The 15,976-nt window shown below is 59.6% G+C and carries 7 protein-coding genes; 3 read left to right on the forward strand and 4 right to left on the reverse strand.

Features of this window, described 5'->3' with window-relative positions; translation table 11 throughout:
- Positions 1-9: 9 nt before the first annotated feature.
- Positions 10-1,125, reverse strand: a complete 1,116-nt coding sequence (locus tag ACFWW2_RS25100) for a hypothetical protein (protein ID WP_393933096.1) — start codon at positions 1,123-1,125, stop codon at positions 10-12.
- Entirely contained in the window at positions 1,118-4,441 is a 3,324-nt protein-coding gene (locus ACFWW2_RS25105; protein ID WP_393933098.1) for an adenylate/guanylate cyclase domain-containing protein, read from the reverse strand. The genes ACFWW2_RS25100 and ACFWW2_RS25105 overlap by 8 nt, the downstream gene beginning before the upstream one ends.
- A gap of 423 nt (positions 4,442-4,864) precedes the next feature.
- On the opposite strand from ACFWW2_RS25105, the gene ACFWW2_RS25110 reads away from it, so the two are divergent.
- The gene (locus tag ACFWW2_RS25110) at positions 4,865-5,920 is read left to right on the forward strand and encodes a 3-carboxy-cis,cis-muconate cycloisomerase (protein WP_393933100.1); all 1,056 of its coding nucleotides are present in this window, start codon (positions 4,865-4,867) and stop codon (positions 5,918-5,920) included.
- Between the two features lie 77 nt (positions 5,921-5,997).
- Complete coding sequence (locus tag ACFWW2_RS25115; RefSeq protein ID WP_393933102.1) at positions 5,998-7,332, forward strand: polysaccharide biosynthesis/export family protein; 1,335 nt, start codon at positions 5,998-6,000, stop codon at positions 7,330-7,332.
- Here the strand turns inward: ACFWW2_RS25115 and pbpC are convergent, their stop codons facing one another.
- Together pbpC and ACFWW2_RS25125 are read right to left on the reverse strand one after the other, a co-directional pair.
- On the reverse strand, positions 7,333-9,351 hold the full coding sequence (gene pbpC / locus ACFWW2_RS25120; protein WP_393933104.1) for a penicillin-binding protein 1C: 2,019 nt from the start codon (positions 9,349-9,351) through the stop codon (positions 7,333-7,335).
- On the reverse strand, positions 9,348-14,696 hold the full coding sequence (locus ACFWW2_RS25125; protein WP_393933106.1) for an alpha-2-macroglobulin family protein: 5,349 nt from the start codon (positions 14,694-14,696) through the stop codon (positions 9,348-9,350). The genes pbpC and ACFWW2_RS25125 overlap by 4 nt, the downstream gene beginning before the upstream one ends.
- A 203-nt stretch (positions 14,697-14,899) precedes the next feature.
- Here ACFWW2_RS25125 and ACFWW2_RS25130 point away from each other — a divergent pair, with 203 nt between their 5' ends.
- Entirely contained in the window at positions 14,900-15,964 is a 1,065-nt protein-coding gene (locus ACFWW2_RS25130) for a hypothetical protein (protein ID WP_393933108.1), read from the forward strand.
- Positions 15,965-15,976 lie beyond the last annotated feature (12 nt).

Consider the following 15,976-nt stretch of genomic DNA (forward strand, 5'->3'; position numbering starts at 1 on the left):
GACGCTTTTTCACGACCTTTGTGCGGCGTCTTTCATGGCACCGACAAACGCCTTCATTGATGGACGTCCCGTAACGCGCGGCGCGTAGGCGTTTTCCCAATGCCGGATCGCATCAGGTATGGCATCGCAGCCCCAGGCCTGTCGCAGCTCTGGATCGGCATCATCAAGTGCGGCAAGGCATTCTGTCGCGATCATGAACAGGTCATCGACAAGCTGGCCCTTCTGGTCGCTGGTGTCCTTGTCCCAAAGCGAGCCGTTGATGTGCCAGCGTGATGCGGTGTGAAGGACGTTCAGCAAGCTGACGTAGAAACTGCCTACGCCAATGTAGTCTTCCAGAGTGTAGACGCGATGCGTGTACTTGCCTGGCAGAAAGATCGTTTCGCCCGGTTCGACAAAGAACCAGAACGCTTCATCAAGGGTCAAAAACTGTTCAAGTGAGAATGCCGCCCGGCCCTGCACCTCGACGCGCTCCACATCCTCGATCCCGGCTTCCAGACCTTCATATGTGTCCCAGGCAAACCACAGCTTCTTGCCGACAAAGCAATGGTTGCAGACTGCCATGTCGTCGGAATGTGAATCGGTCAGTTTACCGGCAGTACTGATCACCGAGGTCAGCATCTCCAATTCTTTGATCGGAGCGCTCGCCAGTGGCATCATGTTCCAAGGGGCCAGGAAATCCTGATCGAAGATGTCGCCCAAATCGCTGGTCCTGACCGGCAGATCGGTAATCCCGAGCACCGTGCCAGACGCGCGCCAGCGGCGCATGATCTCCGAGATTGTGAGGTGTTGCTGACTATCGCCACGCCCGAACCGCACCGGATAGCTGTCGGTGCTTTCACTGCGCAAAAGCCGTTTGACCACCCCGTCGGCACCGTTCTGAAATACGCCCATGGTGGTGGGTTGCAGTGGGTCAGGGAAATCGTCAAAAAGCGCTGGTTCCTGGCGCGCCATTTTATGAAACAAGGTCTGGCGATCATACGATGTTGGCGTCAGCTGCTTTGCGAAAAGCTGATCGGCGGATACGTTGTGCATCCGAAGCGTCTGGTCGTTACGGGCCAATTTTGTAAATGTCTGCAATGCCTCAGCTTCGGCAGCGAAGCGGTCATCGACTTCAGCATTATGCATCCGTGGAAATCCTTTTCATGCGTGCGTTCAATAATTCATTCGCCTGCAATAGGTCACGAGTAACCAAATTGTCCTTCACAGCCGTCAATGACTGCCTGAGCGTATCGGTCGTCTCGTCTGACATTCCCACTATTGTCTCTGATCTGGCAAGACTAATCGCGGCCCTCAATGCCAATGATGCAGCGCCTTGGCCTTTGGCAATACGCAGAGCGTCCAGAAAACACTGCCGTGCCCGTTGACGGTCTTCATCCGACCCCAGCAGCAGTAACTCGCCCTTGACCCGCTGCGCCTCGGGGGCATAGCAGGGTTGGCTTGCGATCAATCTGTCGATCCCATCCAGCCCTTCGTCGATCTGTCCGGTGCGCAGGCAGACCTTGGACAGCAGCAGTTTTGAAAATCCCTGATCCCATTTGTTGGCCATAAGGGCCGCGCCTTCATCATGCTGGCCGTTTTCGACCAGCGCCCAGCCCTTCAGGTTCTGCGCCCATTCGACAAAGAACGGATAATCCTGCTTCTTGGCGAGGCTGATGATCTCATCGGCCCGGCGGATCAGGTCATCGGGCATGGAGACAAAGTGCAGCAACGCGCCTGTCATCGACAGCGCGTAGATCAGCGAATGCTGATAGGCCAGTTCCCGGGCCATTGTGATTGAGCGGTCCGCATAACCGAGGGCCGCCTTAGCATCGCCAACGAACCAACGGTTCAATGCCAGGTACGACATGCTTTCCACGCCCGGATCTTCGCCGGTGCTGAGCGCCAGAGACTGGAAGCGGACGGGATCATAAATCTCGACAGATTTTTCCAGATACTTGCCTGCGCTTTCATGCTGTCCGCGCAGAACTGCGGTCACACCGCAAAGGTTATAGGCCACAAGGCAGGATACATCATCGCCGTTCTTGTTGGCGTATTTGAGACACATGTCCGCCAGCGACTGCGCATAGTCATAGTCGGACCCGACCTGCGCAGAATTCCACATCCCATAGATGATTTCGTGGAAATAGGATGGATCATCGAATGCTTCTGAAAGCGCCCAGGCCCGCTGATAGGCGTCTACCGTCTCGGACGCGGTGTAACCTTTCACACTGGTCAGGGCGGCCCCATAGGCCGTCAGCAAAGACATCTTGCGACGGATGCGGGTAGGTTCGTCGGGCTGCGTGTCAAGGATGTCGATCGCCCGCTTGAGATGTGCGGTTGCTTCCTTGGTGGCAGAATGCTCCATCGCGAAACGGCCGGCCTTTTCCCAGTAAGTGGCCGCGTTTTCAGCATCGCCAGCCCTGTCGTAGTGCTGTGCCAGAATTTCGGGCGCCTGTTCGACCACATTGGGAAATGCACTTTGCAAACTGGCGGCGATTTTGCCGTGTAATGCCTTGCGGTCGCTGCGGGTCATGCTTTCGTAAACGGCATCCTGCACCAGCGCATGCTTGAAGATATAGCTCGCCTCTGACCGGCGGCGATGTTGAAAAACAAGGCCGGCCTCGATCAGGATGGTACATCTGCGTTGGGCCTCTTGCTGCCCAATCTTCAGGACATCAGCCAGAAGTGCGCCGGAAAATTCCCGGCCGATGGTTGCAGCACAACCAACAGTGTTCCGCATTTCGGGAAAGCTGTCCAAACGCGACATCAGGGAATCATACAAGCTGGCCGGAATGGACATCTGTCCGAACGTGTCCGCAGGGTCAGTATTGCCGTCGGTACTGACATTGGCGCAGACGGTCTTTGTGATTTCCTCAAGGAACAACGGAATACCATCGGACTTTTCGAGGATCTGATCGACAAGCATGTCGGCCAACGGCACCTGAGGAGAGATATTGCGGATGATTTCACTGGCCTGTGACCGGGTCAGACGGCTGAGTTGCAGGCTGGTGACGTTGGGCAGTTTTTTGAAGGGCATTGCCTGATCATCCCGAGTGGTGACGATCAGCAATGCGCTGCGGGACTGGACCTGCACCGACAGAGCCTCAAGCAGTTCCAGCGATGTGGGATCGGCCCAATGGGCGTCTTCAAAGATGATCACAGTCGGACGAATATCAGCCGCGTGCAGCAAAAGCTTTGCAATACTTTTGAAGGTTTCCTTTTTCTGCCGCTCTGACGACATGGTGGGCAGGCGTTCGATATCACCCGGGATCGACAGAAGGTCGGCGAACAGCAAATGATCCTGCTCATCAGAGATGTTGCGCGTCAGAAGAAAGCTGTTCAGCTTCTTTGACTTTTCGGTCGGCGGATCGTTGTCGGCGATGGAGGCGCGGGTCAGAACATAGTCGACGATCGGGTGCAGCGAACTGTTGGAATAGTACGACGAACAGTTCAGCCGGATGCGGATGGTTCCAAACCCGTTCACCTTTTCAAACAACGTGTCAGCAGTGCGCGATTTGCCAATGCCAGCCTCACCAGACAGGATCACGACCTGCCCTTCGCCCTGCTGCGATGCATGCCAGCGATCTTCCAGCAGCCCGATCTCGTGCATCCGCCCGACGACCGGCAAATGCAGGCTGTCAACATAGCTGGCGAGCACCTCATCACTGCGGACGCGGCGGATCACCTCGAAGATGCTGACCTTGCCTTCAACCCCTTTGATTTCCACATCGGCGCGTTCGGCAAAGTGAAAGCGGTGCCGGGCGAGCGATGCTGTTGTTGCGCTGACCAGGACGGAGTTTGCGCTGGCAAGCGCCTGCAGGCGGGCGGCGAAATTGGGCGTATAGCCCAGAACGTCCACTTCTTTCAGGGCGCCGGTGGTGGTTTTGTTAACCAGCACCTTGCCGGTGGCGATGCCGACCCGGATGGCAAGGCTCTGGTTGATTGAGCGTGCCTTTGACTGCTGCAATTGCTCCATCGCGGCAACGATATCAAGGCCGGCAAGAATGGCGCGTTCCGCGTCGTCCTCATGGGCCTGCGGGTGGCCGAAATAGGCCATCAGCCCATCGCCCAGATGCTGCGCGACAAAGCCATCGTAACGCTCGATCGCTGCGGTCCAAAGCGCGCGGCACTCATTCAAGGCATCGCTCAGATCCTCAGGATTATGCCGTCTGGACAGGGCGGTCCAACCGACGAGATCGCAAAACAGTACGGTGATCTGACGATGTTCAGCGGTCATTGTTGCTATGTCGGTGGCAGTTGTGCTGCCGGTGCCGACGCCTGTCGGAGGACGCATTTTCAGCAATCGGCGCAGACGACGCCGGTCGCCCAGCGGCAGACCCAGTTCAATCAGGTCCGCCTCGCTCAGCTCTCCGACCACATCCATCTCAATGGCGGCGGCGCGAAACGTCTCGGCGTATTTTTCCAGATTGGCCTCACTGAGCCATTTTGCGATTTCCGACATTTATCGTTTTTTTGAGGCTCTCTTGATCCGAACTCCGGCTCAAGCGAGCCACCCCTGACCCCCTGCAAAACAGCTGACTTGTTCTTGCTGCCGCGTTCGCGGATCACCTTACGGCGTCCTGCGATTACAACAGCAATCCGCCAGACATGAATCCGGCAGCCACTTAACCGATTAAGCGCTGTCCGGCCTTGTTTGACAAGTCAGCTTCTCCTTACCTTTCAATAAGACCGAGCCATCATGTTGATGAGTTCTGTGTGATGGAAATCTTGTATGGGGGCATCAATGAATAAGGAGTACGGTGGGGGTGCCTTCGGTCTTCGTACCCGTTGCGCAGTGTAATGCAGAGCATCATTCTGATTAGCTGGTGACTTGCAAGGTTGACGTTTTTGAACAGTATGGGCACTGAATGAAAGGGATGCAGCCATGGCTGACGTTTTTACACACCCATGGCTTGGCAGCCTTTTCGGCGATGCCGCGACCAATGCGGCACTGGCAGCGCCGCAGCAATTGCACAACATGTTGGGGGTTGAACGGGCCTATACTGCCGCTTTGCATGCCACTGGTCAGATCTCGGCAGAAGCCGCGGCGGTGGTGGATGAACTGCTTGCCAATCCAAATCTCGATATGGACATGCTGCGGCAGGGCACTGGGCAGGACGGTATGGTGGTTCCCGCATTGATCCGCCAACTCAAGGCGCAACTGCCAGAGGAATTCCATGATGCGCTTCACACCGGGCTGACGTCGCAGGACGTGATCGACACCGCGTTTGTCCTGAGTATCAAGGCGATCATCGAGGATTTTCTGGGCAGGCTGCGCCGGTTGGTCAGTGATCTGCAGCAAATCAGTCAGACCCACGGTGACCGCATTTTGATGGGGCGCACCCGGATGCAGGCCGCTCTGCCCGTCAGCGTCGCCGATAGGCTGGATACATGGCGCATCCCGCTCGCGGCTCATCTGGATCGTTTGACGACGTCACGCCGACCGATCGAAATCCTGTCCATAGGTGGGCCTGTCGGCACACGGACTAACGATGACGTCGCCCGGCATATGGCTACCGCATTTCAGCTGGACCTGCCGGGAAAGGCCCCTCATGCCATGCGCGCCCATGTCGCCGATTTCGCGAATGTCCTGTCACTGATAACGGGATCGCTCGGCAAGATGGGGCAGGATATCGCTTTGATGGCGCAGCAGGGTATTGATGACATTCAGTTGTCCTCCGGTGGCCAATCATCGGCGATGGCACACAAGAATAACCCTATTCACGCCGAGCTTTTGATAACCTTGGCACGCTTCAACGCAACGCAACTATCCGGGATGCATCAGGCGATGGTGCATGAACAGGAACGGTCTGGCGCGGCGTGGACCCTCGAATGGATGCTTCTGCCACAGATGCTGCAGGCCACCGGGGCCGCGCTGAACAGCGCTAACGCCCTGTTGGGCAGTATTGAGCGTTTGGGCCATACATCTGACGGAAATTAACCTTTCTAAGGCAAAGTTAACGAATATTTCACCAATCTGGATTGGGTTATGCCCATAACCGGAATAGGGATTTCGTCTTGCGCCTTTTATCACTCATCCTTGCCATGGCCCTGTCGGGCGGGTGCGGCGCGGTATATCAAAGCCCGCAAGTGACCGCCGGGGCGCAGGTCGAGGTTGTCGATATCACGGAAGAGGTCGTCGCCAGGGCCAACAGTTCGATCTATCGGCCCCGCGCCCTGCCATCCGTTTTCGATGTCACAGCAGGTACCGGGACAGCCCCCCGCGGCAGTGGGCCAGTGCCAGAGGGCGCCTTGCCACTTCCCGCAGCAATGCCTAGTTTCCCCACCCGCATTCCGGAAGACGTGGACCCGGGTCCTTACCTGATCGGCGTCAGTGACGTTCTGCAACTGACCATGCCTGCGGCGGGATTGGCCAATGACGATGTGTCAGGTCGTTTTGCTGCCCAAAGCGCTGGTCAGGGTTACGCGGTACAGGATGACGGGGCGATCAACATTCCCAATGTCGGACGTGTCCAATTGGCTGGCATGACCCTGCAACAGGCCGAGGCGCTGTTGTTCCAGCGCTTTGCGGAAAGCCAGGTTGACCCTGTCTTCGGGCTCGAGATTTCTGCGTTTAACGCGCGAAAGGTGTCCGTTGGTGGCGCTGTGGCTGAACCGGCCGTCATTCCTGTCACCCTTACGCCGCTTTACCTCAACGAAGCCGTCGCGCGGGCGGGAGGCATGGCCTTGTCCGGCCAGCAGGACGGCGTTCTGCGGCTATACCGGGATGGCACGCTCTATCAGATCCCGTTGGACCAGTATCGCGCCCGGGCTGACCTGCAACGGTTGCGACTTAAGGATGGTGACAGTCTTCATATCGATGCAGACACCGATCTGACCCGGGCGCAAGCCTATTTCGAACAGCAGATTGCATTGGCACAACTTCGGGCAGAGACCCGCGAGACCGCCCTGCTCGAACTTTCGACAGAGGTTGCCCTGCGCCGCAACGAACTGAACGAGGCGCGCGAGACATTTCGCACCCGCGCCGATCTTGGGGCCATAACACGCGATTACGTCTATCTGATGGGAGAGGTCGCGAAGCAATCCCGCTATCCGCTCCCGTTTGAACAGCAGGCCAGTCTTGCCGATGCACTGGTTGGTGCAGGCGACGGGGTGCCGATTATCACAGGTGACGTTTCACAAATCTACGTCTTGCGCAGGCATGCAAGTGGCGTGACAGCGTGGCGTCTGGACGGGCGCAATGCGGCCAACTTCACGCTCGCCCCCCGGTTCGAAATGCGCCCCGGTGACATTATCTTTGTCGCCGAACAGCCGATTACAAGGTGGGGCCGGGTGCTGAGCCAGCTGACTTCGGGGTCTGCAAATACCAGCTTCACGCGGTCGCTTGACTGATTAGCGCAGCGTCACTTGCGCGCGGGCCGACTGCCCATCGGCATCAATCACGGTCAGTGAAGAAAAACCGACACCGGGGGCGTCGATATCAACCTGAGTGCGGTGCGTGCGGGCTACCGGTTGTCCGTTCGCTAGCCAGACATAGGGTGCGCGGCCATCGCGCACTTTCAGTGTCAAAAGCCCGTCTTCCAGCACTGCCCCGTCCGGTGGAAAGGCGATGCGGGGTGTATTGGTTGCCACCTCTGCCGCCCCGAATTGTTGTAAATGCCGGGGCAGTTGTGCGGTAGGCAGCATCAAGGTTTCATGCGGTGGCGGGCTGATCTGGTCCACCTGCGGCTTGATCCGGGCAAATGCGTCGAACAGGACCGGTGCCGCCAGATCGCCCCCGAAGGCGCCGGGGACCGGCGTGCCGTCCGGCCGCCCCATCCAGACGCCGACCACATGCCGCCCGTCAAAACCAAGCGCCCATGCATCGCGGTGCCCGTAGGATGTGCCCGTCTTGAAGGCAATCCCGGTCCCCTGCACATTCGGCGGGCGCGGCGCATCAAGCAGGATATCAGCGATATGCCAGGCGGCAGCGCGATTGATTACAGACCGGGGGGCAAAGCCGGGCGTTGCATCATCGTACCAGCGCAAATCGACGGCGGTGCCACCATTCCCGATCGCCGCATAAAGCCGCACCAGATCTTCGAGCGTCACGCCAACCCCGCCCAGCGCCACGGCAAGCCCCGGCGCACCGCCCGGCACCTGCGGGTCCGCCCCGGCGTGACGCAGCCCGGCGAGCAGGTGATGCGGACCAAGCGCCTGCGTGATGGCGACCGCCGGGATGTTCAGCGAATGCTGCAAGGCGGTGCGCACCCGCAATTCACCCCGATAAAGACCGTCGAAATTCTGGGGCGCGTAGCCATCAAAATCGGTGGCCCGGTCCGCGATCAGGGTTTCGGGATGGATCAGGCCCCGATCAAACCCCAATCCGTAAATCAGCGGTTTCAGTGTGGACCCGGGCGACCGGACGGCTTGCGTCAAATCGATGAATCCGCCGCCTGCATCGGCGCTGTAGGCGGCAGAACCAACACTGGCCAACATATGCCCATTTTGATGATCGGCCACGATCATGGCGATCTGCACACCGTCGGAGCGGCCCGCGACAGCATCAGCCGCCAATCGTTCCAGCGCCACTTGCAATGGCAGGTGCAAGGTCAGGTCATGCCGATTGCTGTCGGGCCGTTCCGTGACTGCCCTATCCGCCAGGTGGGGTGCGAATGCAGGCAAGATGTGCCGCGTGGGCCGCACGGGGTCGCGCATGGCGGCGGTGACTGTTGCATCATCCAGCAACCCGTCGGAGTGCAAACGCTGCAGTACCATGTCGCGGGCGGCTGTTGCTGTGTCGGGCGCGCGGTCAGGCCTGCGCGTCTCTGGCGACTGCGGCAGGGCGACCAGCAGGGCCGCCTGCGCCGGGGTCAATCTGCGCGGTGGTCTGTCGAAATACGCGTAAGATGCGGCGCGCACCCCTTCGATATTGCCGCCGAAGGGCGCGCGGTTCAGGTAGAGCGCAAGTATCTCGTCCTTGTTCAGGTGGCGTTCGAGTGCCAGCGCGACTCGGATCTGGCGCAGTTTGCCGGACCATCGACCGGTGCTGCCATCTTCCAGAAGGCGGGCAACCTGCATTGTCAGGGTCGATCCGCCCGACACAACCTTGCCATTCCAGAGGGCCTGTCCGATAGCGCGTGTCATGGCGAGCGGGTCGACGCCGTTGTGGTGATCGAACCGCTTGTCTTCGTAGCGGATCAGCATTTGCAGATAGGTTGGATCCACCTCCTCCACCGTCACGGGCAATCGCCAGCGGCCGTCAGCGACGGTGTAGGCGCGCAGCAGATGGCCGTTGCGGTCGCGCAGTTCGGTGCTGACGGCGACCTGCAAGGGCGGCAGAACCGTTGCATCAACCCACCGGTCCAACCCGTCGCGGGCTATGGCACCGGCCCATAGGGCCAATGCAAGGATGAAGACCCAGCGTGTCACTGGGAAATCGTAACCTGACCGGTATCGGTGCGCGCTCGCATCTGCGGGCGGTACATATCCTCAACCGAGGCGGCGGGATGATGGAACTGTCCGGGCGACACCGCCCGCACGATGTATGCCAGTTGAAACGCCTTGTTTGATCGCCAGTCGACGGCGGCCAGGAACCGGTCGGTGCGGAATTCGGCGTTTTCGGCACGGGTCAGGTCAAGCCCTTGCAGGACGGGAACCTCGCCGCCGGATAACAGGTTCGGGTTGTCGATCTCGAACCCGGCAGGTAGCGGATCATCGACCATCAGCCGTGCCTCTTGCCTGCCAAAGGGACGTACACTCAGCACCGCAACCAAACGTGTGCCCACAGGCACGTTGCCCAGACTGACCTGTTCACCCTCCATGGTGAAATAGGTCCGACCGATCGCATACCCGTTGCCGCCTGCCGGTTCGGGTTGGTCAGGCACACCAAATGTCGTCACGGTAATTTCGGTCGGGCGGTCGCCGGTATTGGTGATCGCCACCGGGGCGGCGTTTGCTTGCGCATCGCGCAGTTGCACCACAGGTCCATCAGGGGCCAGCCCATCAATCGTCAGACCGGTCTCGCGCAGATCATCGACCAGCGCATTGGCGGCAAGAAGTGTCCATGCAGCCTCTTGCGTTGATGCGCGGGCCGCGTTGTTGCCGATCCGCGTCAGCAGAGAGTCGCGGTCAATCGCGTTGCTGCCCGCCTCAACGGCAAGTGCGAGAACGGCCGCCGTATCACGCCGATATGACCCGTAGTCAGAACGCCAATTCAGTTGCTCTTCGCGGGCAAACCGGGCCTGCAAGCTGCGCCCGGCGCGGGCAAACATGGCATCTGCCCGTGGCTGGTCGCCATATTGGGCCAGCGCCGCGCCAAGCTGCGCTTGCGCGAGCGGCGACGTAAAAGCCCCGCCTTTCTGATCCGCATAGTAGCGCAGATCACCAACCGCAGCCTCACCTTCGCGCGCCAGGACATAAAGCGCATAGGCCAGATCATATCCACCGCTGTCGAAATCGGGATAGTAGTTCACAGCGTTGCGCAGATTGGCGACCGCATTGTCATAGGCTACATCCGGTACTGCGTATCCCGCTGCGCGGGCACGCGTCAGGAAATCAGTGACATAGGCATCCAGCCACAAATCACCAGAGCTGGGGCGCCAGAGGCCAAAGGCCCCGTTGGCCGCCTGATTGGCCGTGATCTCGCCAATGGCCTGATCGATCCTTTCGGCAATCTTGTCACGGGTCGCCAGACCCATCGCCGTCGCGACACCATCGAGGTAGAGCAACGGCAGTGCGCGCGATGCGATCTGTTCGGTGCAGCCATATGGATAGCGGTCAAGCGCGTTCAGCAGGCCCGGCGCGTCGAACCGCGCCAAGGGTCCGGCGGACAGCGTGGCCTTGCCGGTGCCTGTGGCCAGCCCGTCAAACACATCATCGTTAAAGGTGAACGTGCTGCCTGCGGCCAGGGTGAATCGGCTGATCCGGCTGACCTCGGGATCGTTGACCACAACCGGGACGTTGAGCGATTTGGTCAGGCTGCGCCCGTCCGGCGTGGTCAGGACCACGTCGATTGAATGATTGCCCGGATCGAACGCCGCAAAGGGGATTTCGAACACCTGCTTTCCACCCTCAGCCAGCGTGAATGTTGCCGGTATCTGCGAGACCATGCCCAAACCGTTGGCGCTGACATTCAGACCCATCTCTCCTGCCGGACCATCGGCATGAATGATCTCCAGCAGCAGCCGGCTCTGATCGCCGGGGGCGAGGAAACGTGGCACGCTGGCGGTCACAACTACGGGGTCGCGGACGATGACGTCCTGCTCGGCCTGTCCGACACCGGTATCCGACCATGCAATTGCCATCAGCCGGATGGTGCCGTTGAATGCGGGCACGTCGAAACTGACCTGCGCCTGCCCGTTAGCATCAACCGTTACCGGGCCGGTAAAGAATGTCACCAGTTCTTCGGTTGGTGGCGGGCTTTGCATCCCGTCCTTTGACATCGCGTCGCCGCCGGACCGGATCGTGCCCATCGCCCCGTTCAGCCCGTCGATCAGGCGGCCATAGACATCGCGCAATTCGACACCCAGCTTGCGCTGACCAAAGTAATGGTCCTGTGGCGCGGGTGACTGGAACCCTGTCAGGTTCAGAATGCCCAGATCGACGGCAGCGAGTGTGACATAAGCCGTCTCGCCTGCTTTGATCCCATCAACCTGAATGCCGATATCCAGCGCGCCGCGCGGCTGCATGACATAAGGTGCGGTCATGGACACGGTCAGTGCCTTTTCACCCGGGGCCACCCCAGCGTAGCCCAGGCCCAGCGCGCGGGCCGGATTGCGCCCGGCGGCGACATCCATCGGGCGGATCACCGACGCGCTGACATAAGCACCGGCCCCCCATTCTTCGGTCACGGGGAGGGTGATCAGGTTTTCACCTTCGGATACCGGAACCGCCTGCATGGAAATCACACGGTCCGACATGACGGTCACGACTGCGGTGCCCGCATAGCGAGGCACGATCCGGAAGGTAGCCGTATCGCCGACCACATAGTTTTCGGCGTCCAGAGAAGCCTCCAGCAGGTCGGGGGTGTCGTCGGCTGTCGCCGCTGCATACCAGCCTGCATAGAACCGGGTCGACGCGGCGGAATAATCTCCGCCGATGGTTTCGACGATGATCTCGTGACTACCCCAATCCACATCGGCCCCGACGCGCACGGGTGTCGCACCAAGGGTCGCTTTGCCTGTTGCGACACGGGTGCGGGTGGTGACCGGTTCCCAATCCCAGCGGCCGCCCAGCGAGTACCACTGATAGCGGGTTCGGACCTTGTTGATGGTCCATTGGACTTCCATGTCGGCGGGCGACAGGTCAGGGTTCAGCGCGATCAATTCGAACGGTGCTTCGGTGTTTTCTGCGATCACGCCATCAAACAGCGGTTTGATCCCGATCATCACCTTGTCGGGCAGGACAGCTGCGGTCTGTTGACGCTCAACCGGCCTGCCGGACCCTTCCTTCACGCGGGCAGTGACCCGCAGTTCCAGCGGTTGTGACGCGCTGATATCGGGCAGGTCTACGGCCAGATTGGCGACACCATCGGCATCGGTTTTTGCTCCGTCCAGATAGGTTTGCCGGGCGTCAAAGGCGGCATCATATTCGCCAAATCGATAACCCGGATAGCCATCCACATTGCTGGCCCCACGCAAAAGCGCCTCACCCTCCACGCTCAGGTCGGCCCCGATGGCACCAAAGAGATAGCGGGCGTCGATCCGCAGATTTGGCACATCGCCGAGCCGGATCTGGTCCGGTAATTCCATTTCAAAATCAATGCGTTCCGGCAAAAAATCCTCGACCAGAACCGATGTGCGGGCCAGGGGCGGCGCATCGACATCGGCCAATAGCGCAATGCGCCATGTCCCGCGCGGGGCCGTGCTGGCTACTGGCAGAGCAAACACATGACCACCGGACAGATCATCGGTTGAAGTCACACGGCGATATTCCACCCCGTCCGGGCGGGTCAGCACCGCCGTCAGCGGAATACCCGACAGACCATAAGCCCCCTGATCGCGCATCAATGCGGTCACATGAATAGTGTCGCCCGCACGATAAGCCCCGCGATCCGTGGCGACAAACACATCCATCGGCGGGCTGGGCTCACGGCCTTCGACGCCACGGTCTGAAAGATCAAAGGCAGGGTCGGTCAGCGACAGGAAAGTCATGTCGCCCCCCTGTTCAACGGTAACAAGCGCCGGCGCGTTGCCGCCTGTGCCACGGGTCAGGCCATCGGGAAAACGGGCCACGCCGTCTGCATCTGTTTCGACATTTCCTAACACCGCGTTACTGCGCGAAATAAGGGTCACGGACGCCTCTGGTAATGCGTCGGCACTCCCCAATGATCTGACGGCAACGGTCAGGCCATCATTGCCCAGATATGTGGCCACACCCAGGTCAGACAGCACGAACCACTGCGTTGCCGCAGGGCTGTCACGATCCGCGTCCTTGGCCGCAGCTGTCAGAACATAAAGCCCCGCAGGTTCCCCCGCCAACGCCTCGTTGAGCGGTATGCGGGTCAGGATATCGCGGTTCAACTCGCGCCCGACCTCTGCCGTGCCGGACCAGACATCGACCCCGATCTGGGTGGACACGTAGTCCTCTTCATATTGCGAAATCGGGCTGCCCAGCAGACCCTCCTGAATGCTGCGCATGATGTTGCGGTCATCGACGCGGCGCAGCTGCAATTCGACTTCGGTCAGGTTCACGGTCTCAACCGGGACGGCGATATCGCCCAACCGGGGCAGCACATAGGCGCGGCTGACAAATCGCACGGCAGGGGAACGGTCGCGGACATAGAGGGTCAGTTCGACCGGGCGCACCAGGGTTTCACCGCTTGCCGCGGGCAAACCCTCGCGCAGGACGATGCGGTGGCGGCTGCCATGCTCCACCCCTTCAACGCACAACTGGGCATCACTGACACTGACCACCAATTGCGGATCGGCGAGTTGGACAAACGGGGCATAATCGGTGCCAACCTTGATCAGATCTTCGTTGAAGATGGCACAGATACGGGGCGTCGCGCTGTCGCTTTCCACCCGTGTATCGGCAACACGGAAACCGTATTTGCCAATTGCATCGTCCAGCGCAATCTCGGTCTGGCGATTGTAGCGGATATCCTGCGCCAGACGCAGGGCGGGGATCATTGTGCGCCCACGCCCCTGATCTTCCAGAACCTCGGCCATGTATACCGCTGCGGCGCGCCGCGCGATGTCGTCCTTTGCCCGCAGATAAGACGTGATGGTTGCTGTCAGTGCACCGGAATGCGGGCGGTTGTTCGACCCAACCCGAATGCGACCGTAGGCCAGCCAATCTGCGGCCAGGTCAGTTTCGCGGGCCTTCACAGCCGCACGACGCAGCTGGAAATTGTTGCTATGTTCCGGCCAGTTCGACAGCTCCATGAATGTCGCAGCACGGATAAATTCGCGTGCATTCAGAAACGATAGATCAGCGGCACGAGACTGGGCATTGGCCAGAACCTCGGGGTCAGTGGCGTAGACCCGCCCCGATACGGCACCATCGAAGGGAATCACATCTGTGATGTCTGTCTTGGGAAAACATGCGTTCGAACGTTGGTTGAATGTAAACGCCTCGCAACGATCAGTATTCAGGCAGGCTGCCTCACAGGTGCGCAAGGTAGTGTCAAAGATGTTCGCCAGATCGGTGCCAACCAGATCAATCCCCGGTTCATAAATCGTGCGGGTATCGGGGACAGGCCCGTCTGCTGCGGCCGTGTTGCCCAGAAAACCGATGAAAATCGCACAAAAAACAGAGACCAGATAGCGAGTCATGTCGAAACCTCTTCGTCAAATATGCCCAAAGGCTGGCACGGTATCGGATCGCAGACAAGTCAGGGTTTCAGTGGTCAGGATGTCAGGCTTTCATCTGATGTTCATCTAACCGTCCCGCCCCAGTTCATCAAAGCAGGTGAACTTGTGTCATCACGATGGCCCAAAAGTCAGAGCATACACAGTTTCTGACAAGGAAGATGACAATGACCTTTATGACCTCTTTCGACACAACTCTACTCGATGCCGTCAAATGGGCGTTTACAACGCGGCGGGTCAATCGTGCTGATGTTCAAAGTTTCAGCACCGATCTGGGTGCTGCCAGCGCCGGTGACTTGCTGCTTTGCCGGATCGTTGAGATCGGACAGCACAAGAAAATCCAATTGGCCGACCGGCGCAACTCAACCAGTTACCCAGGCGATCTGGTGGTTCTGTGTCTGGCGGACCGCTATGCACCAGACCAGTTTCAGGCCCGGGCCGAGATCGGCAGCGATTTCATTCACCTTGCCGCCAGCGGCGGTGTGGCCGGCACAGTTGAGGCCGCGCATGCCCGCATGGATGAACCAACCCTTCTGAAACCCCTTGCATTGCTGATCAATGGTGATGGCAGGATCATGAATGTCGGTGACTACGCGCTGGACAGCCGGCCGCGCAATGAAACGGCCACCGTCATTGGTGTCTTTGGTGCGTCGATGAATTCCGGCAAGACCACGGCGGCATCCAGCCTCGCTCACGGCTTGAAATCTGCAGGTTACAAGGTGGCAGGCGTCAAGGCGACCGGTACGGGTGCATTCGGTGACTTCAACTCCTTTGAGGATGCTGGCGTGCCGGTATCGGACTTCACCGATGTGGGGATGGCGACAACCTATCGCCAACCGATGGAGCGGATCGAGGAAGGGTTTAATACACTGGTGGCCGCGGCTGCCGAACAAGGGGCCGAGGTTATCGTGGTCGAGATCGCCGACGGTGTGTTTCAGCAAGAAACGCGGGCGGTCCTGCAGGGCAAGGCGATCCGGGACCGGCTTGATGGGATATTATTTGCGGCCCCCGATGCGCTTAGCGCGCTTGGGTCGGTCATCGTGCTGGATTGGCACGGGCTCAGCCCCTTTGCGATCTCGGGTATGGTCAGTTGCTCTCCGCTTGCGGCGACCGAGGCCGAGGAAGTTACCGGCCTGCCCATCCTGTCCCGCGAAGACCTGTGGGACCCTGCCGTGATTGCCGAACATGTGGAACCCCTGATGCGGAACAGACAGATGCAAGAGGTGGCATGACAAAACTTCCCA

It is taken from the genome of Yoonia sp. R2-816, assembly GCF_046762905.1.
GTDB lineage: Bacteria > Pseudomonadota > Alphaproteobacteria > Rhodobacterales > Rhodobacteraceae > Yoonia.